The sequence below is a fragment of the Lactobacillus rodentium genome (assembly GCF_003423665.1).
Lineage (GTDB): Bacteria > Bacillota > Bacilli > Lactobacillales > Lactobacillaceae > Lactobacillus > Lactobacillus rodentium.
On the sequence record NZ_BFBY01000001.1, the window covers coordinates 23,625 to 48,866 of the forward strand.

Sequence of the window (25,242 nt, forward strand, 5' to 3'; positions counted from 1 at the left end):
ATTAATAATTACTTGCTAAAAAATAAAAGTTTATTAATAATAGAATTCATGTGATTCAATAACAAAAAAGTGTGGTAAAAAGTAGTTAAGGAATAAAGAAGGGAAATTGGACTAATGAATCCTGAAAATCACCAGCAATCTTCTAACTCACACAAGTCATCACCAAAATTATCACGCAATAAATTTTTTGCCGCTGATCAAGATAAAGTCAAGAAAACGCATATTGGTGCTAAAATTGCCGGATTAATCGCTCTTTTAGTAGTTGGAATTAGTGTTGCATATGGAGCAGGGGCATACTTTAATGCAATTGAAAGTGTTCAACAAGCTTATCATGGTAATGGTCCAACTTCTAAGAAAATTTCTGAAAATAAACCAATTTCTATCTTGCTTTTGGGAGTTGATCAAGGAATTGAGGGACGACATGATCAAGGTAACTCTGATACAATGATTTTGATTACAATCAATCCTCAAAAAAAGAAAGCTACTATGACTTCCATTCCGCGTGATTTGTTAGTTGATGTTCTGGGTGATGGAAAAAATGGTGGAAAATATTATATGTCCCGTATTAATTCTGCCTATGAAGTAGGAGGATATCGTGCATCATCTAAAACCGTCTCTAAAGCATTTAACGTTCCTATTAACTATTATATGGAAGTGAATATGCATGCTCTAGAAAGTATGGTAGATGCTGTTGGTGGTGTAGACGTCAATGTTCCTTTTACTTTTACTTACCACACCCATTTTAAAAAGGGTAAAATGCACTTGAATGGTAAAGAGGCATTAGATTATGCACGTATGAGAAAAGACGATCCTCGAGGAGATTATGGGCGTCAAATGCGGCAAAGACAGATCATTAATCAAATAGTTAAGAAATCTATGTCTATTAATTCAGTAAGCAACTATCGTAAGATTTTAAGAGTTATTTCTAAATATGTGGAAACTAATTTAACCTTTAATGATATGATGTCAATTGCAATGAATTATCGTGGTGCGGCTTCAAATATTGAAAGTGGCTATGTTCATGGACATGATGCCACAATTGGTGGAGCCTCAATGCAAGTTGCATCAACTAAAGAATTACAACGCGTCTCTGATCTGAATCGAAGTAATTTAGATCTTCCTAAGAAAAAATTGCATAACGAAGAAACTCGACAAAATCGTTTACAAAAAGGGATTGATTGGAAGGATCCAGCGGAATTTACTAATTATATAATTTATGCTCAGCATTCCGATACAGAAGCATGGGATGGTACAAATTAATTGAATGAATAAAAATGACTTTTTAGGATTAGAAAGTCATTTTTTTATTGACAAAAATTTTAATATTGAGTTTACTTATTTTTAGTAAGAAAAAATCAAAAAATAGGTGATCGTAATGAGCAAATTACCAAAAAATGGAATAATATACTTTGGTACTATGGCATGTGGGCATGGATATATTGAAAGTAAGTTAATAGTAAAGTTATACCAAAAACATTATCCACTTGTTATACCTAATGATAATGAAATAAGTGAATGGATTAAAGAGTTGAATGTGAGACAATTCCCCAGCTTTGTAATCATGAAAAATGGACAACTTAAAGAAATTTTTGATGGATTTCTGGCTGAGTCACAAATTTTAACAATTGTTAAGTATTATTTTAGTGAGGAAGTGAATCATAATGGAAAAATTAGCTGATAAGTATCAAACCGCCGCTTTTGAACAAGTAGTAAAAATTGGCAAAACCTTTAGCAATTTAACAAGGATCAAGATACTATTTATGCTTGATCAAGGTCCAAAATCAGTAGAAGAACTTGCAAGCCAAATAAATATGAGTGTTGCCAATACTTCAAAAAACTTACAAATTTTAAAACAAGTAAACTTAGTAAAAGAAGAAAAACAAAAAAATTTTGTTATTTATCATCTTACTTCTAAAAAAGTAAATGAGTTATTATCGCTTCTAATTGATTTGAGTGAAGAATCTTTACCAAGTTTTACTGAATTAGAAGATAACTTAGTGGCTAAGACAGCAGATTTACCTCATGTTGATTCAAAAACTTTGTATGATAAATTATCTTCTAATGAAGCTTATGTGCTAGATTTACGCCCAAAAGATGAATTTGATAATGATCATTTACCTCAAGCTCATAATATTGACTATCACTATATTGATGAGCATCTCAATGAATTACCAAGTGATCAGGATATTATCGTTTATTGTCGTGGCCGTTTATGTGGCATTGCAAATGTAATTGGTCAACGTTTACAAGAGTTAGGACATAGGGTTTACACTTACAACCATACGGTTTCAGAGTGGAAAAAAGATATTCAATAGTAAAAAATTCTGATTTTAAGTCTAAGTGTTGACTTATTTTTAGTAAGTGATAATATAATTATATAAATTAATCAACGAAAACGTAGAATAGTTATTAAATAAAATAATTTAGGAGAAAGCAAATGAAAAAGTATGATGTAGCAGTTATTGGAGCAGGCCCTGGTGGAATGACTGCAGCATTATATGCTGCAAGGGCTAACCTTAAGGTAGCGATGATTGACCGCGGCGTTTATGGTGGTCAAATGAATAATACCGCTGAAGTAGAAAACTATCCTGGTTTCCCTTCAATTATGGGTCCTGAACTTGGTGAAAAAATGTACCAGAGTACGGTTAAGCAAAATGTTGAATTTGTCTATGGTGATGTAGCCGGACTCAAAATGGATGGTCATAAGCGTATTGTTCAAATGGAACCAGAAGATATTGAAGCGACGGTTGTAATCATTGCGACTGGATCAAATAATAAGAAGCTTGAAATACCTGGTGAAGAAGAATATAGTGGCCGCGGTGTTTCTTACTGTGCAGTATGTGATGGTGCCTTCTTCAAAGATGATAATGTCGTAGTTGTTGGTGGAGGAGATTCAGCTGTTTCTGAAGGACTTTACTTAGCAAATGTGACTGATGATGTAAATGTTATTCACCGTCGTGATCAATTAAGAGCTGAAAAAATTTTACAAGATCGTGCCTTTAAGAACGATAAGATGAACTTTACTTGGGATAGTGAAGTAAAAGAAATTATTGGCGATGGTCAAAAAATGACTGGTGTAAAAGTGCACAACAATAAGACTAATGAAGACAAGATTGTTGATGCAGCTGGGGCATTTATTTATATCGGAAATGAACCAAATACACAACCATTTAGAGACCTAGGTATTACTGACAAGGATGGTTGGGTAATTACTAATGACCGAATGGAAACATCAATTCCAGGGGTTTATGCAATTGGTGATGTACGTCAAAAAGAACTTCGTCAAATCATTACCGCAGTTGGTGATGGTGGCGTAGCTGGACAAAATGCATTTGAATATGTAGAAAGCTTAAAGGCTGAAGGAGTAAAATAATGGAAATTAAATATTGGTCAGATATTGCTTGCCCATTTTGTTACATTGGCTCTACTCGTATGAAGCGAGCAATGAAAGAAATTGGGATTTATGATAATACAAAATTAGAATTAAAGTCTTTTGAATTAAATCCAATGGAAGCAAAACATGCTCATCAAGGTGATTATATTAATCACTTTACTGGAGGAAATCCTGCAATGGCAGATCAAGCTAAGCAACAAATGGCTTATATTAGCCAAATGGCTGCCGGTGAAGGCTTGGAATTTCATTTGGATAAAGTTGTGCCAACCAACACAATGGATGCTCACCGTTTGATTAAGTTAGCTGAAAGTAAGAATAATCCAGAGCTAACAGAACGTGTAATTAATCGTTTTTATAAGGTTTACTTTACTGATGGTGAGTCAATTGCTGATCGTAAAGTGTTGCTAAAAGCTGCAGTCGAAGCTGGTTTAGATCAAGCAGAGGTAACTGAACTCTTAGATAGTGATAAATACGAAAATGAAGTTAGATTAGATGAAATAGAAGCTCACCAATCTGGTGTACAAGGAGCACCGTTCTTTGTCATTAACAATAAATATGCAATAAGTGGTGCTCAACCATATGAAGTTTTCTTAGAAGCTTTAAAAAAGGTACAAGCTGAAGAAGCAGCATCATAATTTAAGGAGGATGAGTAGTCATGAAAAAAGAAGAAAAGGTAATTAAAGAAAATAAGACTCCAAAATTTCATATTGTCGAAACTGATTCAAGTATTAGTGCAGGAATTTGTGGTCCTGATGGCTGTGTACTTGATTGGGGTAAAGCAACTGATAAGTAAATAAAGCAAAAAGAAGAAGCGATAGATTAAAAAATCTATCGCTTCTTCTTTTGTGATATCTGTTGACATAATCATCTTAGTTCAAAACTTCTTAAAGTCAACTAAAGAATATTTAATTAGAATCTATCCTAGTACTTCAACTGTAGCGTATAAAATTCCAGCAGCAGGAACTTGATTGTTTGGCATAGCAACGTCTAACTGACGAGGGTTACTTGCAGCAAAACTACCAGTATCATTAACTACTTTATACCATACTGTACCATCAGATAATGTAATTTTTAATCTTGTCCCTTTTGGAAAAATAGATAGGTTGGCTGCTACACCACCATAACCCATGTTTGAACCCATTGCGGCAGGATCATAAAAGGAAAGCTTAAATGTTCCCTTATTAGTGGAAGTAGTAGCAGTAGTAGTTTGGCTTGTAGGAGCTTGAGAAACTGTTACTTGTTTTTGCTCCTGTACTTTCTTTGCCGCTTCTTGAGCAGCTTGTTGCGTCATTCGCTTTTCTTCAGCTTGAATTTGTTTTAATTTTTGATTATTATAATTAATTTTTTGTTGGTCCTGAAATCTTTGTAACATGATTTGAGGCTTAAGAGTTTCCCTAACTAAATTCATGGACACAATATTATCATTAGAATTTTTTATAGTAGCATCAGCGTTTTTACTAGTGAAATTTACTAATAATAAGACTAAGCCAATTAAACTCATCCAAAATTTACGCATATAAAAATTCAAACTCCTCGAAAAATAAGTAAAATAATTAAGAAAATGCTGTAGTTAATGAATAAAACTGTTATTCTTTAACTAAATCAATAATTCATCTAAATTATAAAGACTGCTTATTGCAGAGACTAAACATACAATTTACAAAATGATTTTAGAATGTAATATAGTAATTTCTTTGTAATAAAAAATAAGATAAACAGAGGGCATAATATGAACAAAGCGAAGTATTTTCCGGTAGTTTATGGAGTTTTATCAGCAATTATTGGCTTTTTAGCTGTTTTAATCATTTGTCATCGTCTGCGTTTACAACTAAGTATCGCAATAATATTTAGTAGCTTATTTGCAATATTTTTCTTTGTACTTTCGTATTTTAGAGCACATGCTTCACTTGAAATTAAAAGGATAACAGCTAAATATCATTTAAGTGCAAGTGATTTGGCAAAGATAACTGGAATGAAAGAGACGGACTTTCCCTTTGTAAATGGAAAATTACAACTAATTTTGCCGAAACGAAAATGGCCGGAATTATTAACAAAGTTACAAGAATTTGAACAAAATAAAACTAAAAATTAAAAGGATTAAGAAGAAAAATGAGTTTATTAACGGTTAAGAATCTAAGTCAGTCTTTTATTGATAAGACTTTGTATCAAGATGCCTCTTTTGTGCTCAATAAAGAAGATCACATGGGTGTAACTGGTCAAAATGGTGTGGGGAAGTCTACTTTGATCAAAATTTTAACTGGTGAAGTTATTCAAGATGAAGGAACAGTTAAATGGCAAAATAAATTAAACGTCGGTTATTTAGATCAGTATGCGCAGCTTGAACCGGGAATGACATTAAAAGAATTTTTACAGACTGCTTTTGAAGATCTTTTTATTCAAGAGTCAAAATTAAATGACTTATATACCCAATATGGGGAAAAGGGTGAACAAAGTTTATTAGATAAGGCTGGAAAAATTCAAACTTTCCTGGAGGAACAAGGATTTTATGATATTGATACTAAGATTGATCAAGTGGCGTCCGGCTTAGGTTTACTTGAATTGGGATATGATCATGACGTATCAAAAATGTCTGGTGGACAAAGATCTAAATTAATTTTGGCCAAGTTGCTCTTACAGAATCCAGACGTTTTAGTACTTGATGAACCAACTAACTATTTAGATGTAGGACATATTGATTGGTTAGTAGATTATCTTAATGATTTTGATGGTGCCTTTATTGTAGTTTCACATGATTATAATTTTCTTGGTCGAATTACTAACTGCATCATTGATATCGATTTTGGTACGATTACTCGCTATACTGGTGATTTAAAACATGCACTTCGTCAAAAAGAAGCAGATCGAGAAAGTTATCTTAAGGCTTATGCGAATCAGCAACGCAAAATAAAAAAGACCGAAGCTTATATTCGTAAAAATAAGGCCGGCTCGCGCTCAAAGAGTGCGAAGTCACGGGAAAAACAACTTTCAAAGATGGAGATCTTGACTCCACCGCAAAATAATAAACGTGCCCATGTTCAGTTCCCGTATGTAGCTACTGCTTCGAATCTTTTATTACAAACTCAAAATTTGGTAATTGGCTATGATGAGGCCTTAGTTAATGCTGCTTTTAATTTCTCTGTAGGTAATGGAGAAAAAGTGGCTGTCACTGGTTTTAATGGAATTGGGAAAACTACTTTATTAAAAACTTTGTTAGGCCAGCTTAGCCCAATAAAGGGAAGCTTTGATTTGTCTACTACTGCAAAACTAGCTTACTTTAAGCAAGATTTATCTTGGCCTAATAAAAATATGACGCCCTTACAATACTTGCAAGAAGAATATCCCCGTCTCAAGCCCAAGGAATTACGTCAAGCGTTGGCAAGAATGGGCCTGACCGCACAGCAGGCAATGAGTTCACTAAAAGAGTTATCTGGTGGAGAACAGGAAAAAGTTAAATTGGCCCAAATGAGTTTTGAACCGGCCAATTTGCTTTTTCTAGATGAGCCAACTAATCACTTAGATGTGGCAACTAAAGACGCATTGCGTAAAGCCATAGTTGAATTTGAGGGTGGTGTGATAATTGTAAGTCATGAGAGAGACTTTTTTGAAGGCGATTGGGTAGACAAAACAATAGATATTGAAACCATGAAATAGAAGGGATCATGGAAAGGAAAGCTAATGCAAAAAAAGGTGATAGATTCTACTTATGCAGCTGAAGTACTTGATACTTGTTTAAAAGCAGGTAGATTAATGATTCAAGGTGGAAGTGAAATGTATCGAGTTGAAGATACTATGCTTCGAATTGCAAGAAATGCGGGTATTGAAGGAAGCCGTTGTTTTACGACTCCAACCGGTATTTTTATGAGTTTGGGCCCACATTCTTATACTCAAATCACACAAATAAAAAAACGTGATATTAATTTAGAATTGGTAGATCGAGTCAATGCATTATCTCGAGAATTTGCAGAAAAAAGAATTAGTTTAAATGAGTTAAAAACAAAACTTATTGAACTTTCTAACAATACTCCTAATTATCCAATTTGGTTACAAATTTTTGGGGCAGTTATCTTGAGTTGTACCTTAATGGTTCTATTTATGGCAAATTATGATTGGCGCGATTTTCCTGCTGCTGCTTTAGTTGGTGGAGTTGGTTATGGCGTATTTTTGGCCATAAAAAAATATACTAAGATACGATTTCTAGCTGAATTTATTACTGCTATGTTAATGGGATTTATTACAATTTTTCTTTGTAAAATTTTTCCCAAACTACTAGTTGATAATATTTTAATTGGGGCTTTAATGACTTTGGTACCAGGAGTAGCTTTTACTAATGCTTTAAGAGATCTTTTTGGTGGAGATATTTTATCTGGAATTGCTCGTGGAATTGAGGCCTTATTTACCGCCATTGCACTAGGAGGCGGTATTGGTATTGCAATGAAGATTTTAGGAGGTTAGAATGCCATATTGGTTAGAAATACTTATTAATTTCTCTTTTGCTTGGATTGCATCAGTAGGTTTTGCTTTAATTATTAATGTGCCGCACCGAGCATTAATCTTATGTGGCTTGAGTGGAGCAGCAGGCTGGATGGTCTATTGGTGGGATATTCAATTACACTTTGGCCGTTTAGCCTCAAACTTGCTTGGAACATTAATTGTAGGCATTTTGGGAATTATTTTTGCACGGATAAAAAAGTGTCCAGTAACTGTATTTAATATTCCTGGAATTGTTCCCTTAGTGCCCGGTGTGCCAGCTTATCAAGCAGTACGGGCAATGGTAGAGGGTCATATGAATAAGGCTGAAGATTTAATCATGAAAATTGCAATAGTTGCTATTGCAATAGCAATGGGATTTATGCTGGCTCAGATGGTGGGAGAAGTAATTATTCGCATCCATAGAAATAGAAAAAGTAGAAAAAATTTGTTATAATAGTAATGCGACGAGTCGAGGAAAACGCGAAGTGCGTTCTTTGACTGAAGACACCTTAACTTAAATGTTAAAACACGGGAAGTGTTGGTGTTGGGCTACTTCGGCTGTGAAACGAAGACCCTGAGATGAATTACTTATTCATTTTCTTCATTAGCCAGCTCTATGGAGCTGGCTTTTTTTATTTAAAATATTTGCATGTAAATGAAATATTAGTTATCTTATTTAGTGATTATATATTTCATTAATGAAGGTTTTAAATTTTGAAGATTAAGCAAGAAAATATAATAAAGAAAATTGAAGAACAAGATTATTTACAAGATCTTGAAACTATAAAATATAGTGAGTTAAACAAGACGAAAATAAAAGGCTTCACCGAAAAAATGATTAAAGAAGTAATACAAGCTGCAAAACATGATTCTTTAATTCAAACTCAGCTCGCAGTTGCTGGTCAACGTCCTGTAACATTTGCATTAGAAAGTAACATTATTAATTTACCTTTTGCTAACTACAAAAAAATAAGTAATTTTGGTAATGATGATGAAGATTATGAAGTAAATGTTTACTTTGAAACCATTTCTGAATATGTCAATGTATCAGGGTTTAGAATCGATATTTTAGGTTCTGTGAGTGAAATTGAAGCAGATCCTTCAAAATATAGTGAGTTATTAGCAGAAAATATTAGTGAAAAACTTAAAGTTGTTAGAAGCTATGAAAAACCAACAACTAAGGCAAAATCTACTAAAAAGTAAAAAAACAGACTACACATAGTGTAGTCTGTTTTTTTACTTGATTTCGTTCATATGAGTAATGGCATGTTTATTAGCATAGAAAAAGAAATCATCACCATCTGCATTTTCAACTAATCCTTGTTTAATAATGGGATCGATATCATCTATAGTTTGTGAGTATTTATTTTCAAGTCCTAAACTTAATAATCCCTTATTTAAACTATATTTGACATAGTTGATTACGATGTCACTCCATCCTGTATCTTGATAAAGTAAGTTAATATGTTTAACTTCATTTTCCATGGCAGTATTAAGTAAGTTATCTACCCAAATTTTAACCTCTTTTTGCTTATTTGGTGATAAGGTATTAAAACGGTCTCTAAACTTAATACCTGAGTACATTCCACTAAAAGAGGTAACACGTAGTGCATCTTTAGTTAGCTCAGCAGTACGTGGTAAATGACCTTGTCCAAAGAGATATAGAGGTGCAAAAAATGCTGAATGATACAAGCCTGAGTTAATTAAAGTCATTAAAGCAAGACGTTGAAGAGCATCTCCAGATTCATAAATGGAATTCAAATGATAGTTTTTGTCTTGTAAATACTCATTATTAACAGCCCAATCAAAGATCTCTTTTCGGTCAGAACCTCTAGTGAGTTCTTCAATAATATAGCTATAAGCTCGATTATTAAGAGATTCAAGGTACTGAAATGCATTAAAAACAGCCGTTTCTTTTGGCGTAGTAGCTACTTCTTGTACTGATCTAACACCTTTTTCCATTTGTAACGATGAGGTTAGTGAAAGCGAAGCAAAACTGTGAAGTAATGCATCTTGTTGTACCTTTGGTAATTGTAAAAATTCTTTAGTATCTTTTCGTATTGGAACTCTGCGTGATTCATAAATGATATCGTTTAAACGCGACCATGCAGAATTATCAACAACAGTCTGTTTACCAGACTTCCAATCAAACGGTTTAAAATAAATGTTAGTCATTGTTATTGCCTATAATCACTTAAAAAACTAATATTTCCTATTTCATTAGGACGGTTAACTTTTTTAACATCATTACCTGAATTGCTGGTATTTTGGGATAGATTATTAATAATTTGTTTTACATTTTTAACATCTGTCGAGTTACCACTTAATTCAAGCAAATACAAAATTGGAATGTTGAGAGTTGCTGAGATTTTTTTTGCAGTTTGAGCGAATAAATCGTTAAAGTTACGATTACCACAGCCAATTAGGCCAATTAGATTTTTTTTATTGTCTTTATATGTTATGAAATCAACTACAGAATCCATCATAAAATCCTGATAAGAGGGGAGCACTAAAATATATTTTTCTCCCATTTGATATTCTGGTTTCATATCATCAATTTTATGGGCAACTAGACCAGTTTTATTGATAAACTGTTCAGTTTGCCCCGTTATTGTATAATAAGCTATTGCAACCATATTTACATGCCTAACTAAATAATAAAACATTAAACTGACATCTTTATTTTGATGTTGTTTTTTTAAAATGTCAAATTAATATATTAAATATAAAAGTAGCTTAACTTGTCGTCATACCGTATACTTATTTTAAAGGATAGGAGGTAATTATTGTGACTATTGGTTGGAATATTTTAGGAATTTTGGCTTGGTTAATTATTATTCTTTATTTAGTATTTATTATTCAAAATATCCGCAAACGTCATTTGTTAATGATTGTGCGTGATCGTAAAAGATTTACATGGACGACTACAATTATTGACACGATAGAAATTGTTATCTTTTTTATCGCAACAATTTTTATGGTAATGTTAACCTTCTTTACTAAACCAGATTTAGAAAATAAGAATATTATTTCGAGCAAGGTTGAATATGAACCGTTAATTATGAGTACTGATAATAAACAATCATATTATGTGGTAGCAAGCTCTAATAGTAAATCAGCTCCTCGACAAAATTATAAGTTTTATAGTAATAAAGAACGAATTATGGTAAGCAATAATTATGCTTCAATTTCTGATGGTAAAGACCCAATGTCTGTAGAAGCAGCAGCTATTCCATATGTTAAAAAAGATCTAGAAAAGGCTGATAAGCAATATCAGAATGCCTATGTAGCAATTTACACAGCTACTTATAAAAAGAACTGGTATAACGGAATTAGTCTTCATTCAGGGAAAATGGCGACAAGATATTATTTAATTAGAATTCCTGATCAAACTTTTGTTAAACGAATTAAAGACTAAAAAGCGGTGAGACATTGTCTCACCGCTTTTATTTATCAGAATTATTAAGTTTTTTTGCTTTTGATTTATCAACCAATTGAAGTGCATACCCATAAACAAAAGCCATAATTAGGGTAGCAGTTAGATAGTCCATAACATTTCCTGAATAAAAGGCTGCCGTTAGAATAAAACCTAGGGCTATTAAAATTATCGTATTGATAAACTGACGATTTGCCTTTGATTTAAACCAAGAATAAATAAGATAGAATAATTCGTAAATATAGATACCTAGGAATAACAGTACTCCAATTATTCCAGTTGAATAATATTGAGCAAGAAAATCACGCTCTAGTGGGAAAATATTGTTTTCTCTGATATATGAAATTCCTAAAAATTTATCATATTTATTATGATTATTAGCCACCACTTTATTTAACATTTTTATTTCTAAATGCCGGTAATTAAGGCGTTCATCAACTGGACTTTTCATAATTTCTAGCCAAAAGTCAGGATCATATTTGTAAGAATAACCTTTTAATACAAATCCTTTTTTTAAAGAATAAGCATAATAATGTTTTTTAATAAAACGTTTTAATACTTTTTCTCTCTTAGCTCCGCTATACTTCTTTAGATCTTTTTTCAAAATATCATCGGATTTTTTGATATTAGCCTTTTTACCTCTGTTGTCGGCCACTCCGATATCGTAAGTATTTCGTCTAAACATTGGACTATGTGGAACGATTAGGCTAGAACCTAAAATGACAAGCACAAGAGTTAATAGAAATTTTTTGTTCACTTTAATATTTTTCAAAATAAATAAGTGAACTAAGTAGAAAATAAAAAATACAATAAAGTCAATAAATAAACCGTAGGCTCCAACCTTGGTTCCTAGCATTAACATAGCTAGTGATTGAGCAACTACAAGAATAATATTGAGGGCCTTAAAATCTTTATAAAGAAAATAAAGCATAAGCGGCATTAAGAAAAATAAAATTGCCGATATAGTATTTGCTAAATAAAAGAAACCTTTAGATGCAAGTTCAAAATAGGCATAATTATTAGAGGTAAACCATGCAAAGATATTAGCATGAATCCATCTTACGCCATAAGACCCATAGGCAGTTAAAGAGTGTACAAATAGGTTTGTTAGTATAATAGTTAATGAAAAAAGTCCAGATAAAGTTTGAATAAGGTGTTCAAACTGCTTTTCAGAAAAATGGGTATAACGTGTAATATAAAGAATGATAATTGGTAGGATCATTCTTAAAAGATAAAAAATTTCTCCAAAAGTTGAATAGCCATAGCCACTAGGATCTACGGCATGAAAATTTGCTGGTCGGACATGGTAAAGATGTAGAAAAATATAAATAATTAATAAAATGATATAGGTGATAACCCACCATTGCTTTCGCAATCTTTGCCAATTATTTTTTTGACTAAAAAACATTAAAAAGACAACAAAAACACCTACAATACGAATGATAGTAGGAATTGTGAAAGGTAAAATGGTAGATAAACGCCCTTTATAGAACCAATCTAGTTCTAAAAAGGGTTGAATTAGGATAAACCAAAATAAAACGCGATTTATTTTTTTTTGCAATTTAAAAACTCCACTAATAAAATCTGGGATACTTTTAAAAATTATACTATAAAAAAGATAGAACAAAAAAAGTGAATCTTGGGATTCACTTTTAAAAAGTTAAAATTACTTTTTAGTTTTTTTAGTATCTTTTTCTTTACTACTATCCTTATCAGGTGAAACCTTTGAAATTTTTACATCATTTGTAGAAGCTACTTTAGTTTGAGCCGGTTTTTTAACTTTTTTTAGTTTTTTGAAATTAATTACCATCTTATGGTTTAAATCACTAACTGCGGTTTCATCTTCAGAATCATATGAAGTAATTGCAAGAAGAGCAGAATTATCATAAATTTTTTCTACTTTTCCTTCGAAGGGATGCTTCAACTCTTCTTCAGAAGTTGCGCCGAGAATATCACCTAATTTTACATCAGCTTTTTTCATTATAAACTCCCTTTTCTATCTGGACTGTTTTGTTCTACAATAGTGAAATACTATTATAGATACATATAAATTTCAAGCGGGAGAGACATATTTTGCAAAGAATTATTATTATTGCTGGTCCTAGTGGTGTAGGGAAAACAACAGTAACAGATTATTTATATAAAAAATATAATATTCCGCGCGTTATTACTCATACTACGCGACCAATGCGGACTGGAGAAATAAACGGAAAATCCTATTATTTTGAAACGGATGATACCTTTAAGAAATTACATTTTTTTGAGCATGTTAAATATGGTGATTATCAATATGGATCAAGTAGAGAAGCATTAGAAAAGGCATGGAGAAAAAATGATCTGGTTACTTTAATAGTAGAAACTGAAGGAGTTGCATCATATTTAAATAAGTTAGGTAATAAGGCATATTTTCTTTATTTAACTGTAAGTGATTCTAAAATTTTAAAGCAGAGATTGATTGAACGTGGTGATGATGTTCAAGAAATAGAAAAGAGAATAAATAGCCAAGAATACAAACGTGATTTAAGGCTAAAACCAAATTTAGAAAGGTTTGCGCATTATATAATTAATGATAATCTGGCTGATACAAAAGAAAAATTAGATAAATTAATAACTTCATTAGAAAAGTAGTTAACAGAAAAATGCTATTTTAATGTCAATGAAAGCAATTACATTACAAAAAATATGATTTAAAGTTCCTAATTGTAACTAGCTCGGTTTAATTTTGTAACATCGTTGTAATAATTGCATCCTACAATAACAGTTGTCAATTGAGATACAAAACGTAGCAACTGATAAACATTTTCGCTACTAATAAAATATTAACAATTTATTTGAAGGAGAATTTATTTTGAATTTTAAATCAAACGTTATTAAGTTATCTGCTGCAGCTGCTTTAACTCTGACCGGTGTAGCCGCAACTAACTCTGTTAAGCCTGCAGCTCAAGTAAAGGCTGCAACTCAACAAGTAGTAACTATTAATTACGTTCCTGGTTATGGTATTGCCGTATGGAATAACTACGAAGGTGGTCATACTACTGGTCAATATTTAAAACATGGTGATAGTTATAAAGTAATCAAAACTACTAAGGATTCACAAGGTAATACTTGGTACGATTTAGGTGCAAACCAATGGATTATGGCTAAGTATACTGTAGATAAGAATGCTTCAACTCAAGCTGCATCTGCATCAACTGCTAACACTTCATCAGTGCAAGCTGTTATCAATGTAGCAAAAGCACAAATTGGTAAACCTTACGTATGGGGTGCTTCTGGTCCTAATAGTTTTGACTGCTCAGGCTTAACTTCTTATGCATTTTCTAAAGGTGCTGGTAAGAACATTGGCCGTACAACTTATGTACAATTAAATGCTGGTAAACGTGTTTCTGTAAGTCAATTACAACCAGGTGATTTAGTATTCTGGGGTAACTACCATGTAGGTATTTACCTTGGTAACAACCAATACATTCATGCACCACAACCAGGTCAAAGTGTTAAAATTGCTACTATTAGTAGTTACTTCTACCCATCATACGGTGTACGTGTATTTAACTAATTTGAATTTAATTAAAGGCTATTGCAACTGCAATGGCCTTTTTTTGTGTTATAATGAGTAGCATTGAATTTTTAATGATTTTTAGAAAGTTTGGATAAAATGCCTACTCGTAGAGGGAAAAATAAAGATTATACTAATTTAATAATTACACTAGCTAGTATAGTAGTGTTGTTCTTAATTGGTTTCTTAATTTATAAAAATATTTCTGCAGCACATACAAAAAAGGCAGAAGAATTTAATAAAACTCACTTTAACGAAAATGTAAAAATTTATGGTATAGCTGTAGGAAAGTTGACAGTAAAGCAAGCTACTAAACAAATTAATAATAAAGCCAACGATAAAGCAACTTTAGTAAATGATAAGGTGACTTTATCTCATTCTGGGGAAAAAGTAGTTACTAAGTCACAGGTTTCTAAATATTTTAAACAGCAATTTACTAAATATCCATCTAATAAAAATTGGAATTTTGAAAATAAAGATTTAAGTACTGCTCAAAATAAACTTAATAGTATCAAAAATCGTAGTGTGAAATATACTATTGATGGTCATGAATATGAATTTAAGCGTGATGAATACTTTAAAAAAGTTACCTATGAAGATGGAAAATATAATTTTGGTAATACGAAAAAACTAGAAGAAAAGATAGAAAGTATTAATAAAAAAGTAACTACTTTTCACAAGAAATATCCTTTTAAGTTACCAACTGGAAAAACTATTACTGTAAAAAATGAAAGTTATGGTTGGGCAATTAACACTAAACATTTGATCCCAGCAATTGAGAAGGCTCTGGCTCAAGGAACTGCTTCTATTAATGGGAAAGATTATATTTATGGCTTAGGATTTAGTACATATGGTACTGGTTATGGAATGAGTAATCACGGTTTGGGTCATACTTATATTGTTGTTTCAATTAATCAACAAAAGGTTTGGTTCTATAAGAATGGTAAAAAAGTTTTAGTACTTGATGATGTAGTTACTGGTACAGCAACTGGAAATACCAAAGATATCGTAAGTAATGCCACTCCAACTGGGGTTTGGTACATTGAATATAAAGAATCTCCAAGTGTATTAAAGGGCCAAAATGATGATGGTAGCTCTTATTCATCCCCAGTTCAGTATTGGATGCCATTTACAGTAAGTGGTTGTGGATTTCATGATGCAAGCTGGCGAACAGATTGGAGTAAAACTGCCTATCTTGCTGGAGGATCACATGGTTGTGTAAATATTCGTCCAAGTGAGATAAAACAAGTTTGGAATGTAGTGGAACAATACGAGCCAGTTATTGTTTATCAATAGTAAGATTAAAAAATGACAGGTCAAATGACCTGTCATTTTTTAGATTAGATATTTTTTTAATTCTTTAATGTCTCTTTCTGGAAGACGAACGGTCATATATATTCCACTTTCTTTATAGTCTTCACTTAGAACCTGCCCATTTTCATGTAAATGAGCCACAATTTTGCTTGCCTGTAAGGGTAATTTTAATTTGATTTCTTCATAATTAGCAAAAATGCGTTTGGTTATTAAATTAGCAAGTTGGCGAATAGAGACAGGATCTTTTGCAGAATAAAGAATATCGTCACCTTCAATTTGTGGATAATTACGCTCTGTTAAATCTGCCTTATTGTAAGCAGTGATTATTGGAATTTCCGTAATACCTAATTCCTTTAGCACTTTTTGTGTAGTTTTAATCATCTGAATCATATTTTGATCAGAACTATCAACAACGTTAATAAGTAAATCTGCATCTTCAGCTTCTTGTAAGGTTGCCTTGAAAGACTCAACCAAATTATGGGGAAGTTTTGAAATAAAACCAACTGTATCTGAAAGAATAAAGCTTAATTTATCGTCTAATTCGATGCGCCGAACGCTTGTATCTAAAGTAGCAAAGAGCATGTCTTTTTCAAAGACCTGTTTTTTGTTAGCTGTATCACTGAATACTTTTAATAACTCGTTCATAGTAGTAGATTTACCTGCATTAGTATAGCCTACTAATGCCACTTTAGGTAAACGAGAGTTATTTCTTCGGGCAGCTTTAATATTTTCCTGTTTTGAGATATCTTTCAATTCTTTTTTAATAGCAGTGATCTGTTTACCTAAAGTTCTTCGATTTAATTCAAGTTTTGTTTCACCGGAACCACGGTTAGCAAAGCCACCATTGCTTCCACCAGAACCACGTTGTTGATCGAGATTATTTTCAGAAGGATGTAATCTAGGAAATTCATACTGTAACCGAGCCAAACGGACTTGAAGTTTAGCTTGTCTAGTTTTTGCACGATTTGAGAAAATTTCAAGAATTAATTCAGTACGATCAAGAACGCGTAATTTTGTCATTTTCTCAAGGTTTCTTATTTGAGTAGGTGTTAATTCGTCATTAATGATTAAAACTTTAGCCTTTAATCCTTGTGCTGCCGCTCTAATTTGATTAACTTTTCCCAAGCCAAAATAAGTTCCTGCAGCTAGTTTGTCGGCATTTTGACTAGTTTGGCCTACAACTTCCATTTGATTTGCCTTACTTAGTTCTCCTAATTCCGTCATATAGTAATCAAAGTTAGGATCATTTAAGTTAACCCCCGCAAGATAAGCCTTTATTTTATTTTCTTTAGTATTTATCATTTTTTCACCTCGCTATACCCTATTTAATTAGAGAAATTATAGAGGTTCTCCACTAAAAAAGCAAACGATTTCAGTTTTACCATTTAATTTAAGTTTTTAATAAGGTATTATTTATGAAGATGTAAATATTTTGGAGGATAAAGAATGAATAAAAAATTTTGTCCAAATTGTGGACATCCTATTAAAAATGATGCAGATTTTTGCCCTAACTGTGGTACAAAATTAAAAAAAGAAAAACCAGCAGATACTGCACAGACTACGAAGCCCAATGAAAAAATAACTCCACAGCCTGCTCAAGTAAGCCCATCTCGAACTGCAGTAATAAAGAATAAAACTCCGATGTCTAAAAAAACAAAGTTAGAAATTATTGTTGCAGCTGTAGTCTTAGTAATTATTATTTTATTTGCTGGAATTGGTAATTGGTATTACTCAAAGGCAAATCAGGTAAATCGTATTGTTAACACATTAAGAACAAGTAGTGATGTAAGTAAAGTAATTAAACCTGAGGATCCTGCTGTTAATGTAACTAAAGATAATAGTAAATCTTTAAGAGATTACTTTAAAAATGTAGCTAATGTTCAAGAAACAGAAAATGATTTAGTAAATAATGGTACTTACAGTGACTATACGTTGATTGAAGATGGAAAAAGTCTTTTGTTCTTTCCAAAATATAAATTAGAAGTGCCAACTTATAATCCAACTGTTACTACGAGTCATGCAAATTCAACAATTTATGTGAATGGTAAGAGTGTTGGTAAAGTAAGTAGTGATGGTTCAGATAACTACTCACATAAAATTGGACCTCTTCTTGAAGGAACTTATTCAATTAAAATCCGTTCTAAAGTTCATGGTAAGACTTTAACAGCTACTCTTAATGAAGAAATTAAATCAAATTCTAACATTAATATGGATATTAAAACAGGGAGCTTTAAAGTTAAGAGCGTTCCTAACGGAGTAGTTTATATTAATGGCGAAAAGGCCGGAAAATTAGATAAAAAAGGAACTGCTAAATTTACAGATTATCCTGTTACTGATAATATGAGTCTTTATGTTGAAACTACTGTAAATGGTAAAAAAGTAAAATCCGAAATAATAAAAAATGTTGAAAATCAAATTTATAATGATGAAACAGTTACTTTAGAGCCAAAATTTGCGGGCCAGATTACTAAATCAGACGCAGAAGACCTTTTAACTAGGGTGTTGAATACTGAGAATCCTGATGAAGATGCCTTTGTAGATGGTAAAGATAGTCGTGCTTATAGTTTAATTGCAGATGCATTGAAGAAAACTAGTGATATGGATGGCTTTGAAAGTATAAGTGATTGTTCAGTTAAAATATTGAATATTAATCTTACCGGTAAAAATGAATCTACCATCGATTTTCAAGTTTCTTATGAATTCGATTTTGAAGATAAAACTAATAAGCAAACAATCGAATGGGATGGATGTGTTATTCAAAATAATGGCTCTAATGATAATCCAGAGTATCAAATAAAGGATCTTGGAAAATCAAAAATGATCTCCAATAAAGATATTAGTAAAGATTCTGATGACTAATAAATGATAAATAAAAACGATCTCAGTTCGAATGAGATCGTTTTTATTTAGTCAATTTAATTGTGATTCCTTTGCCATTTAGCAATTAGTGGCAAAATAATTCCAAGTCCGATCATAATTAAAGGTTCAACAATATTAAGAATTAACATGTGAATCCAAGTTGGACTACCAAACTTAGCATCAATTGGAATAATACCGAATGTTGCACCAGTTACAGTTACAATTAGGCACCACCAACCAACGATTAAAGCTAAGGTTCTATTCTTGATATAAACATACTCAGAGTTAAATTTATCTTGGTTGGCACGAACTTTAATGAAGGCCCAGAATAAAAGACCCGTTACGTATGGTGAAACAATACCATTTAAGTTAAGTAATTGATTAAAAATATCATTAACCGAAGGTAAGGTAGCACTTAAGAAGAGAAGTACGGAACAAATACCTGTCGTTAACCAGTAACCATTAATTGGTAAACCATTTTTATCAGTTTTGGTTAATTGTCTTGGTAAGTAACGTTTCGCAGTATCTGATAGGAAAATTCTTGCTCCACCATCAACTAAGATTGCAAGTTGAGCAATCATATAAAGAGCTTGTGTAACAATAAAGAGGTAAAGGAAGAAATTACCTAAACCAAATTTATTCCCCATGGCCTGAAAGGCATAGTAAGAACCATTCATTTTCAGGTCGTCTGGTAAGTGATGGGCATTAAAGAATACACCTAAAGAGAAAGATCCGAAAATAGTTAAGAAAGCAGTCATAATTGCTAACATGTACATTGCCTTAGGAAAGTTCTTAGGCCCATCTTTCATTTCGGTAACATATGGTGCTATGAATTCTGCGCCATTCATGGCAAAAATCAAAAGACCTAAGGACATAAAGAATTTTATATTAAAGGTTGGTAAGAAATTCTTAAAGTGGAAAGGCTGAGTTGCAATATGACGACCTTCGCCTAAATAAACGACAGTCATAATAACGAATAAAATCGTCATAATAAACATTGCCCCACCACCAATAATTCCAAGCCATTGAAGGGTATTGGCAAAACGGTGTTGGAAAAAGATGAAGATAACAAAGATTAATGCTGTTAAAAGTGCAAAGCCCCAATTACTCATTTCTGCATCGCTTAAGGCATGTCCCTTAAAAAGCCATGCAAATGAAACAACGGTTGAGTTTGCAACATCAACTAAATATGGTAATGAAACTACCCAATAACACCAAGCAGTAATGTAACCCATTTTGTCCCCAGAGGTGTGTCTAATCCAAGAAGATAGTCCACCACCGTCATTAGAGAAAGTTGAACCTAATTGTCCCACAATTAATTCATAGGGAATAACAAATAAAATTAATAATAAAATCCAGTCACTAACAACTGCTAGTCCTTGATTTTGAAAGTTATAAATAATGTCGTCAAAGCCAATCACAGTTACGAAATCCATGAGGGCAATGACTGGCCAAGTTAATTGTTTTCTTTTTTGTGCTGTATCAAAAGAATCCACTGCTATACTCCTTTTTTAATTTATTAGTTTTTTCTTTTAAATAAAAAAGGTGGTGGATTGAAATAATAAAATGAAAAAAGTTCAGAAAAGAAATTCTTTAATTCTTGCTGAAGCATTAACAACTGTACCTTTCTAGTAATTACTTGTGTAATTATATCCTAGATAGACAAAATAATTAAGATTTTTTAAAGCTAAAAATTTGACTTTACAAAAATTATTTTTTTAATTATTATCTAGTGTAGTAGTTAAGTAATACACTATATCTTTAAAATAGGAGTAAAAAAATGACTAAAGTTGTACAAGTTGATAATGTTACAAAAGTTTATGGTAAAAGGGGCGAAAAGAAATATGAGGCCCTAAAAGGAATTACCTTTGATGTCGAGCAAGGAGAATTTGTTGGGATCATGGGTGCCTCTGGATCAGGTAAAACAACACTTTTAAATATTTTATCTACACTTGATCAACCTACTAGTGGAAAAGTGTTAATTAACGGACGTGATATTACTGATTTAAATAAAAATCAAATGGCTGATTTTAGAGGGCAAGAAATTGGTTTTATTTTTCAAGATTTTAATCTTTTAGATAACTTAACTAATCGAGAGAATATTGCGTTGCCCTTATCTTTGCAAAATGTGAAAAGTAGAGAGATTGAACCAAAAGTAGATAAGATTGCTAGTAGATTAGGAATTAAAGAAATACTAGCAAAATATCCGGCTGAAGTATCAGGTGGACAAAAACAAAGAGTTGCGGCCGCCAGAGCATTGGTGCACGATCCCTCAATTTTATATGGGGATGAACCTACGGGAGCGTTAGATTCAGATAGTGCAACTGAATTATTAGAAACTATGAAAGATTTAAATGAAAAAGATAAAGTATCGATCTTGATGGTAACGCATGATCCTTATTCTGCTTCTTATGCACAAAGAATTCTGTTTATTAAAGATGGAAAAATTGGTAAGGAGTTAAATAGAAACGACAAAAATCGTGAGGAATTTTATCAAGAAATTATTACTGAATTAGGGAGAAGATAGAATGCTGTGGAAATTATCTCTTACTAGTTTAAAAAGTCGGTGGAAAGACTATTTAGTACTTTTTTCAGGGTTAACTTTAGCTAGTGCAATTTTTTATATGTTTATGACCTTGGCAACGAATCCCTCCTTTTTAAAAGGAAATGTAGCAATTGCTTTTTCAACAACTCAGTGTGTCTATGGTTTTGGAATTGTTCTGTTAGCTTTAATTACTTTTATTTACATTATCTATGCTAATAGCTTTTTACTGAGTATGCGGCAAAAAGACTATGCAATGTATATGATGCTTGGGGCTCGTTCAAGTAAAATCGGTCATCTAATATTTATTGAAACCTTTTTGGTGGGACTAATTTCTACCATTATTGGTGAATTAATAGGAATTGGATTGACCCAAGTAGTATCGAATATTTTGATTACTCAATTGGGCCTATCTATCACTCATTTTATTGGTTTTTATTTACCAGCATTGTTATGGACTTTAATATTCTTTGTAATTCTATTCTTCTTAGCAGCATTATGGAATCGCCATAAGTTGGTCAAAGCAAATGTAATAGACTTACTCAAAGAAAACCAAAAGCCAATTAAAGCAAGAAAAAATATTGCTTTAAAGATTATTGAAGCAGTCTTAGGAATTATTTTACTTAGGGTTGGTTATTGGGCTATGGCAAATGTTTCAACTCTAGTTCTTAATTCAATTCCCCTGGCCTTAGTAACGATTGTTTTAGGTTCTTACTTTGTTTTTGATTCTTTCTTTATACTATTAATTGATTTATTACGTAGAAATAAGAAGTTTAAGTATAGTAAATTACATTCATTTACTTTAGGACAATTGAAATTCAGGATTAATAGTTATACTCGAATTCTTTCAATCGTTTCTTTACTTTTTGCTTTAGCCCTAGGAGCAATTACTGTTGGTCTTAACTTTAAACAAATTACTGATCAACAAATGGAATCAACTTATTATGATGTTGTACTCTTTAATCAGAATCAAAAGACCAAGCAACAATTGAAAAAAGTAGTTGTGACATCTAAAACTAAGGTGACTTATAAAATTGCCGGAAAATATGCTTATGTTTCATCTGCTCAAATAAAGAATGCTAATTTGAAACGAAATGCTTTTGTAGGCAAAACTGATGAAATTAAGTATAAAACTGAAAAAATAACTCCTAATGATATTAAGCCAGAAAATAGTGCTTATTATGAATTTGCCGAATATATCCCTTATCAAAAGGAAATTAAAGTAGTTTCACAAACTAAGTATGATCAAATAAAACAAAATTCCAATGAAACTATTTTATTACGCGTTAAAGATTTCAAAAAAAACTTTGATAATGTAGAGAAATTACAAAAATTTGCCGTACCAAAAGGTAAAAATGTGGAAGAGCAATTAAACTCCTCTAAGGCAGCAAGTTATCGTTTAATTTTAAATATTGCTTCTGGCTTTGAATTTATGGGCTTCTTCTTAGGGATTGCCTTTCTAGCAATGCTTGCCTCAACCTTAATGTTTAAAGTACTAAGTGGGGCCAACAGTGATGAGCCAAGATATGTTATGCTTTGGAAAATGGGCACTAGAAACAAATTATTAAAAACCTCTATTAATTGGGAGATTGGCACTCTATTTGCTTTACCGGCAGTTTTAGGTGTATTAGATGTACTGTTTGGCCTTCAATTCTTTAAATCACTTTTAGCCCATCCATATAATAATATTTGGATACCTTTCAGTATTTTTCTGATTTGCTATTTAATCTACTACTTAATTACGGTTAAGTTGTATCAGAGTATTGTGTTAAAAAAGATCAAATAAATATTTAGTAAAATTCAAAATAATTCTCAAACAAAAAATGTCTTTCTAAATAGAAAGACATTTTTTTGCTTGGTTAAAATTCAGTTTTATTATATTCGGTCACTTTAATATCATTATCATTCATTTTAAGAATCGTAATTGAACCATTTGCTGGACCTGGAACTAAGGGGATTTCAGGGGCATAGCGACTAACGATACTTCTAATAGTCATACTATGACTTACTAATAAAATATTTTCAGCACCATCCAGTTCTTTGATTAGCTTAAATCCCTTGTCTAGCCGTTTCCAATATGCTTTATTATCTTCAGCATCATGATAAGGATCAGCCTCATGAATATAATCTTTGATTACGCTCATTTTTTCTTTGAGTAATAGTTCCTGGCGACGAGGACAACCATGTGGGCCACCAATCATTTGCCAGGCTTCATCAGAATTCATGCCTTCAAAAAAGCCAAAGAATTGTTCACGGAAAAATGGACTAGCAATGTGTTGTAAAGTTAAATGATTACAATTTTTTTCTATTATATAATCACATGTATCAACTGCACGTCCTAAATCACTAGAAAGGGCAATATCAAAAGGAATATTTTTTAAAACTTCCCCAGCATGTTTGGCATCCGCAATTCCTTTATCGGTTAATGGCGTATCACACCATCCTTGAATTTTATCGTATTTATTAATAATTGTTTGACCATGTCGAACAAGATAGATTGTTTTCATTGATAACCTCAAATTAAATAATAGATATTGTATTGATATAATAATTAATACCAGTTAATATAATAATAATTACAAAATTTTATTATATTCTCCTAATGATTAATAATACCATTTATTCGTATTTAAACACCATTACAGTTAATAAAGAGAGGAGAAAATGTTTGACTGCAACGGAAGAAAAACGTGAGGAACTAATTGATTTATGGCTTAACAGCTGGAAGAAAAAAGATAATTTAGGGATTGAAAAAGTTTTTGCACCCGATGTTCATTATATTCGCAGTTGGGGCCCCGAATATTATGGTTTACTCGAAGTAGAATATTTGTTTAATGAACAAAATGATCGTGGAACTATAAGATCATGGGAAGTTGATCGATTTATACATAATGACGATGAAACAATTATTCACTGGTTTTTAGAAGATGAAAATAAGACTGGCAATGGCAAAAAAATAGAAGGCTTGTCAATTTTAAAATGGAATAAGAATAATCAAATATCTTTTGTTCAAGATTTTCTTTGTAATATACACCGTTCAGACCCTTATAGTTCAAGTGAATCCCCGGTATATACAGAGCAACAGTTAAACTGGCTTGATAAATTTCGCAAGTAAAAATTCAAAATATTTAACACTTATCTTACTGCTCTATACAATAAAAGTAGAAGCACTGATTTTGGATCCCTGATAAAAAGAAGGTGTAATTATGACATCACAACAAGAAAAAGAACGTGAACAATTAATTGCCTTGTGGACTAAAAGTTGGACTGAGAAAAACAACTTAGGAATTGAAAAGGTTTTTGCACCCGACGTGCATTATATTCGTAGTTGGGGCCCAGAATATCATGGGTTGCTTGAACTACAATATTGGTTTAGTGAAAAGAATGAACGGGCTAGTATTGAAAAGTGGGATGTTGATCATTTTATTCATTTAGAAAAGGAAACAATTATTCATTGGTTTGTTGATGAACAAAAAAATGGTGATGTAATACACTTGGAAGGATTATCACTTGTGAAATGGAATGATCAAAACCAAATTAGTTATGTTCAACATTTTGCTTCTAATATGAATCGATTTGATCCATATCGAGATAGTGAAACACCACAATATGATGATCAACAATTAAAACGTTTTGATGATTTACATAAATAAAAGTTCATAATATTTAATTCT

28 protein-coding genes are annotated in these 25,242 nt (G+C 31.9%); 20 read left to right on the plus strand and 8 right to left on the minus strand.

The window, feature by feature from the left end; translation table 11 throughout:
* Positions 1 to 114: 114 nt before the first annotated feature.
* The 6 genes from LrDSM24759_RS00115 to LrDSM24759_RS07750 all read left to right on the plus strand — a co-directional run bounded on the left by LrDSM24759_RS00115 (position 115) and on the right by LrDSM24759_RS07750 (position 4,187).
* Positions 115 to 1,260: an LCP family protein gene (locus LrDSM24759_RS00115; protein ID WP_117117317.1), complete on the plus strand. Its 1,146-nt coding sequence runs from the start codon at positions 115 to 117 to the stop codon at positions 1,258 to 1,260.
* Positions 1,261 to 1,375: 115 nt separating this feature from the next.
* Positions 1,376 to 1,678, plus strand: a complete 303-nt coding sequence (locus LrDSM24759_RS00120) for a thioredoxin family protein (protein WP_117117318.1) — start codon at positions 1,376 to 1,378, stop codon at positions 1,676 to 1,678.
* Positions 1,662 to 2,315 carry an ArsR/SmtB family transcription factor gene (locus LrDSM24759_RS00125; RefSeq protein ID WP_117117319.1) on the plus strand — a complete coding sequence of 218 codons (654 nt, stop codon included), beginning with the start codon at positions 1,662 to 1,664 and terminating at the stop codon, positions 2,313 to 2,315. The genes LrDSM24759_RS00120 and LrDSM24759_RS00125 overlap by 17 nt, the downstream gene beginning before the upstream one ends.
* A 122-nt stretch (positions 2,316 to 2,437) precedes the next feature.
* Entirely contained in the window at positions 2,438 to 3,373 is a 936-nt protein-coding gene (gene trxB / locus LrDSM24759_RS00130) for a thioredoxin-disulfide reductase (protein WP_117117320.1), read from the plus strand.
* Positions 3,373 to 4,029: a DsbA family oxidoreductase gene (locus tag LrDSM24759_RS00135; protein ID WP_117117321.1), complete on the plus strand. Its 657-nt coding sequence runs from the start codon at positions 3,373 to 3,375 to the stop codon at positions 4,027 to 4,029. The genes trxB and LrDSM24759_RS00135 overlap by 1 nt, the downstream gene beginning before the upstream one ends.
* 20 nt (positions 4,030 to 4,049) lie before the next feature.
* Positions 4,050 to 4,187: a hypothetical protein gene (locus LrDSM24759_RS07750; RefSeq protein ID WP_170133343.1), complete on the plus strand. Its 138-nt coding sequence runs from the start codon at positions 4,050 to 4,052 to the stop codon at positions 4,185 to 4,187.
* Between the two features lie 123 nt (positions 4,188 to 4,310).
* On the opposite strand, the gene LrDSM24759_RS07785 is transcribed toward LrDSM24759_RS07750, so the two are convergent.
* Positions 4,311 to 4,910, minus strand: a complete 600-nt coding sequence (locus LrDSM24759_RS07785) for a hydrolase (protein ID WP_245953312.1) — start codon at positions 4,908 to 4,910, stop codon at positions 4,311 to 4,313.
* 213 nt (positions 4,911 to 5,123) lie between these two features.
* On the opposite strand from LrDSM24759_RS07785, the gene LrDSM24759_RS00145 reads away from it, so the two are divergent.
* The 5 genes from LrDSM24759_RS00145 to LrDSM24759_RS00165 all read left to right on the plus strand — a co-directional run bounded on the left by LrDSM24759_RS00145 (position 5,124) and on the right by LrDSM24759_RS00165 (position 9,067).
* Complete coding sequence (locus LrDSM24759_RS00145; RefSeq protein ID WP_117117322.1) at positions 5,124 to 5,486, plus strand: hypothetical protein; 363 nt, start codon at positions 5,124 to 5,126, stop codon at positions 5,484 to 5,486.
* Between the two features lie 17 nt (positions 5,487 to 5,503).
* Entirely contained in the window at positions 5,504 to 7,045 is a 1,542-nt protein-coding gene (locus LrDSM24759_RS00150; RefSeq protein ID WP_117117323.1) for an ABC-F family ATP-binding cassette domain-containing protein, read from the plus strand.
* Between the two features lie 24 nt (positions 7,046 to 7,069).
* A complete protein-coding gene (locus tag LrDSM24759_RS00155; RefSeq protein WP_117117324.1) occupies positions 7,070 to 7,846 on the plus strand; it encodes a threonine/serine exporter family protein in 777 nt (258 codons plus the stop codon).
* 1 nt (position 7,847) lies between these two features.
* Positions 7,848 to 8,318 (plus strand): threonine/serine exporter family protein, encoded by a 471-nt coding sequence (locus LrDSM24759_RS00160; protein ID WP_117117325.1) that lies wholly within the window; start codon positions 7,848 to 7,850, stop codon positions 8,316 to 8,318.
* A gap of 260 nt (positions 8,319 to 8,578) precedes the next feature.
* Entirely contained in the window at positions 8,579 to 9,067 is a 489-nt protein-coding gene (locus LrDSM24759_RS00165; RefSeq protein ID WP_117117326.1) for a hypothetical protein, read from the plus strand.
* Between the two features lie 33 nt (positions 9,068 to 9,100).
* On the opposite strand, the gene LrDSM24759_RS00170 is transcribed toward LrDSM24759_RS00165, so the two are convergent.
* Together LrDSM24759_RS00170 and nrdI are read right to left on the minus strand one after the other, a co-directional pair.
* Positions 9,101 to 10,039, minus strand: coding sequence for a ribonucleotide-diphosphate reductase subunit beta (locus LrDSM24759_RS00170; RefSeq protein ID WP_117117327.1), 939 nt, complete (start codon positions 10,037 to 10,039; stop codon positions 9,101 to 9,103).
* Positions 10,040 to 10,041: 2 nt separating this feature from the next.
* A complete protein-coding gene (gene nrdI / locus LrDSM24759_RS00175) occupies positions 10,042 to 10,500 on the minus strand; it encodes a class Ib ribonucleoside-diphosphate reductase assembly flavoprotein NrdI (protein ID WP_117117687.1) in 459 nt (152 codons plus the stop codon).
* Between the two features lie 152 nt (positions 10,501 to 10,652).
* Here nrdI and LrDSM24759_RS00180 point away from each other — a divergent pair, with 152 nt between their 5' ends.
* On the plus strand, positions 10,653 to 11,282 hold the full coding sequence (locus LrDSM24759_RS00180) for an LVIS_2131 family protein (RefSeq protein ID WP_117117328.1): 630 nt from the start codon (positions 10,653 to 10,655) through the stop codon (positions 11,280 to 11,282).
* Between the two features lie 28 nt (positions 11,283 to 11,310).
* On the opposite strand, the gene LrDSM24759_RS00185 is transcribed toward LrDSM24759_RS00180, so the two are convergent.
* Positions 11,311 to 12,861, minus strand: a complete 1,551-nt coding sequence (locus LrDSM24759_RS00185) for an O-antigen ligase family protein (RefSeq protein ID WP_117117329.1) — start codon at positions 12,859 to 12,861, stop codon at positions 11,311 to 11,313.
* A 105-nt stretch (positions 12,862 to 12,966) separates the two neighbouring features.
* Positions 12,967 to 13,281 (minus strand): DUF2187 domain-containing protein, encoded by a 315-nt coding sequence (locus tag LrDSM24759_RS00190; protein ID WP_117117330.1) that lies wholly within the window; start codon positions 13,279 to 13,281, stop codon positions 12,967 to 12,969.
* Between the two features lie 92 nt (positions 13,282 to 13,373).
* Between LrDSM24759_RS00190 and LrDSM24759_RS00195 the strand changes: the two genes are divergently transcribed.
* The 3 genes from LrDSM24759_RS00195 (at position 13,374) to LrDSM24759_RS00205 (ending at position 16,149) form a co-directional block, all read left to right on the plus strand.
* Positions 13,374 to 13,928 carry a guanylate kinase gene (locus tag LrDSM24759_RS00195; RefSeq protein WP_117117331.1) on the plus strand — a complete coding sequence of 185 codons (555 nt, stop codon included), beginning with the start codon at positions 13,374 to 13,376 and terminating at the stop codon, positions 13,926 to 13,928.
* 220 nt (positions 13,929 to 14,148) lie between these two features.
* Positions 14,149 to 14,853 (plus strand): C40 family peptidase, encoded by a 705-nt coding sequence (locus LrDSM24759_RS00200; protein ID WP_117117332.1) that lies wholly within the window; start codon positions 14,149 to 14,151, stop codon positions 14,851 to 14,853.
* Positions 14,854 to 14,952: 99 nt separating this feature from the next.
* A complete protein-coding gene (locus LrDSM24759_RS00205; RefSeq protein WP_117117333.1) occupies positions 14,953 to 16,149 on the plus strand; it encodes a L,D-transpeptidase family protein in 1,197 nt (398 codons plus the stop codon).
* A 39-nt stretch (positions 16,150 to 16,188) separates the two neighbouring features.
* On the opposite strand, the gene hflX is transcribed toward LrDSM24759_RS00205, so the two are convergent.
* Positions 16,189 to 17,469, minus strand: a complete 1,281-nt coding sequence (gene hflX, locus LrDSM24759_RS00210; protein WP_117117334.1) for a GTPase HflX — start codon at positions 17,467 to 17,469, stop codon at positions 16,189 to 16,191.
* Positions 17,470 to 17,613: 144 nt separating this feature from the next.
* On the opposite strand from hflX, the gene LrDSM24759_RS00215 reads away from it, so the two are divergent.
* Complete coding sequence (locus LrDSM24759_RS00215; RefSeq protein ID WP_117117335.1) at positions 17,614 to 19,026, plus strand: zinc ribbon domain-containing protein; 1,413 nt, start codon at positions 17,614 to 17,616, stop codon at positions 19,024 to 19,026.
* 56 nt (positions 19,027 to 19,082) lie between these two features.
* Here LrDSM24759_RS00215 and LrDSM24759_RS00220 read toward each other — a convergent pair whose 3' ends face one another.
* Positions 19,083 to 20,522, minus strand: coding sequence for an APC family permease (locus LrDSM24759_RS00220; RefSeq protein ID WP_117117336.1), 1,440 nt, complete (start codon positions 20,520 to 20,522; stop codon positions 19,083 to 19,085).
* Positions 20,523 to 20,806: 284 nt separating this feature from the next.
* Here LrDSM24759_RS00220 and LrDSM24759_RS00225 point away from each other — a divergent pair, with 284 nt between their 5' ends.
* Together LrDSM24759_RS00225 and LrDSM24759_RS00230 are read left to right on the plus strand one after the other, a co-directional pair.
* Positions 20,807 to 21,553 (plus strand): ABC transporter ATP-binding protein, encoded by a 747-nt coding sequence (locus LrDSM24759_RS00225; RefSeq protein WP_117117337.1) that lies wholly within the window; start codon positions 20,807 to 20,809, stop codon positions 21,551 to 21,553.
* 1 nt (position 21,554) lies between these two features.
* Positions 21,555 to 23,354 (plus strand): FtsX-like permease family protein, encoded by a 1,800-nt coding sequence (locus LrDSM24759_RS00230; protein ID WP_117117338.1) that lies wholly within the window; start codon positions 21,555 to 21,557, stop codon positions 23,352 to 23,354.
* A gap of 73 nt (positions 23,355 to 23,427) precedes the next feature.
* Here the strand turns inward: LrDSM24759_RS00230 and LrDSM24759_RS00235 are convergent, their stop codons facing one another.
* Entirely contained in the window at positions 23,428 to 24,075 is a 648-nt protein-coding gene (locus tag LrDSM24759_RS00235) for a histidine phosphatase family protein (RefSeq protein ID WP_117117339.1), read from the minus strand.
* Positions 24,076 to 24,236: 161 nt separating this feature from the next.
* Between LrDSM24759_RS00235 and LrDSM24759_RS00240 the strand changes: the two genes are divergently transcribed.
* Both LrDSM24759_RS00240 and LrDSM24759_RS00245 read left to right on the plus strand, forming a co-directional pair.
* The gene (locus LrDSM24759_RS00240) at positions 24,237 to 24,683 is read left to right on the plus strand and encodes a nuclear transport factor 2 family protein (RefSeq protein ID WP_117117340.1); all 447 of its coding nucleotides are present in this window, start codon (positions 24,237 to 24,239) and stop codon (positions 24,681 to 24,683) included.
* Positions 24,684 to 24,774: 91 nt separating this feature from the next.
* Positions 24,775 to 25,221 carry a hypothetical protein gene (locus LrDSM24759_RS00245; protein WP_117117341.1) on the plus strand — a complete coding sequence of 149 codons (447 nt, stop codon included), beginning with the start codon at positions 24,775 to 24,777 and terminating at the stop codon, positions 25,219 to 25,221.
* The last annotated feature ends 21 nt before the right edge of the window (positions 25,222 to 25,242 follow it).

What these genes read in the sequence shown, in the direction of transcription:
- LrDSM24759_RS00160 (WP_117117325.1), top strand. Translation starts at nt 7,848, where the DNA reads ATGCCATATTGGTTAGAAATACTTATTAATTTCTCTTTTGCTTGGATT.
- LrDSM24759_RS00150 (WP_117117323.1), top strand. Translation starts at nt 5,504, where the DNA reads ATGAGTTTATTAACGGTTAAGAATCTAAGTCAGTCTTTTATTGATAAG.
- LrDSM24759_RS00115 (WP_117117317.1), top strand. Translation starts at nt 115, where the DNA reads ATGAATCCTGAAAATCACCAGCAATCTTCTAACTCACACAAGTCATCA.
- LrDSM24759_RS00170 (WP_117117327.1), bottom strand. Translation starts at nt 10,039, where the DNA reads ATGACTAACATTTATTTTAAACCGTTTGATTGGAAGTCTGGTAAACAG.
- trxB (WP_117117320.1), top strand. Translation starts at nt 2,438, where the DNA reads ATGAAAAAGTATGATGTAGCAGTTATTGGAGCAGGCCCTGGTGGAATG.
- LrDSM24759_RS00135 (WP_117117321.1), top strand. Translation starts at nt 3,373, where the DNA reads ATGGAAATTAAATATTGGTCAGATATTGCTTGCCCATTTTGTTACATT.
- LrDSM24759_RS00245 (WP_117117341.1), top strand. Translation starts at nt 24,775, where the DNA reads ATGACATCACAACAAGAAAAAGAACGTGAACAATTAATTGCCTTGTGG.
- LrDSM24759_RS00215 (WP_117117335.1), top strand. Translation starts at nt 17,614, where the DNA reads ATGAATAAAAAATTTTGTCCAAATTGTGGACATCCTATTAAAAATGAT.
- LrDSM24759_RS00225 (WP_117117337.1), top strand. Translation starts at nt 20,807, where the DNA reads ATGACTAAAGTTGTACAAGTTGATAATGTTACAAAAGTTTATGGTAAA.
- LrDSM24759_RS00190 (WP_117117330.1), bottom strand. Translation starts at nt 13,281, where the DNA reads ATGAAAAAAGCTGATGTAAAATTAGGTGATATTCTCGGCGCAACTTCT.
- LrDSM24759_RS00145 (WP_117117322.1), top strand. Translation starts at nt 5,124, where the DNA reads ATGAACAAAGCGAAGTATTTTCCGGTAGTTTATGGAGTTTTATCAGCA.
- hflX (WP_117117334.1), bottom strand. Translation starts at nt 17,469, where the DNA reads ATGATAAATACTAAAGAAAATAAAATAAAGGCTTATCTTGCGGGGGTT.
- LrDSM24759_RS00120 (WP_117117318.1), top strand. Translation starts at nt 1,376, where the DNA reads ATGAGCAAATTACCAAAAAATGGAATAATATACTTTGGTACTATGGCA.
- LrDSM24759_RS00205 (WP_117117333.1), top strand. Translation starts at nt 14,953, where the DNA reads ATGCCTACTCGTAGAGGGAAAAATAAAGATTATACTAATTTAATAATT.
- LrDSM24759_RS00125 (WP_117117319.1), top strand. Translation starts at nt 1,662, where the DNA reads ATGGAAAAATTAGCTGATAAGTATCAAACCGCCGCTTTTGAACAAGTA.
- LrDSM24759_RS00230 (WP_117117338.1), top strand. Translation starts at nt 21,555, where the DNA reads ATGCTGTGGAAATTATCTCTTACTAGTTTAAAAAGTCGGTGGAAAGAC.
- LrDSM24759_RS00155 (WP_117117324.1), top strand. Translation starts at nt 7,070, where the DNA reads ATGCAAAAAAAGGTGATAGATTCTACTTATGCAGCTGAAGTACTTGAT.
- nrdI (WP_117117687.1), bottom strand. Translation starts at nt 10,500, where the DNA reads ATGGTTGCAATAGCTTATTATACAATAACGGGGCAAACTGAACAGTTT.
- LrDSM24759_RS07785 (WP_245953312.1), bottom strand. Translation starts at nt 4,910, where the DNA reads ATGCGTAAATTTTGGATGAGTTTAATTGGCTTAGTCTTATTATTAGTA.
- LrDSM24759_RS07750 (WP_170133343.1), top strand. Translation starts at nt 4,050, where the DNA reads ATGAAAAAAGAAGAAAAGGTAATTAAAGAAAATAAGACTCCAAAATTT.
- LrDSM24759_RS00235 (WP_117117339.1), bottom strand. Translation starts at nt 24,075, where the DNA reads ATGAAAACAATCTATCTTGTTCGACATGGTCAAACAATTATTAATAAA.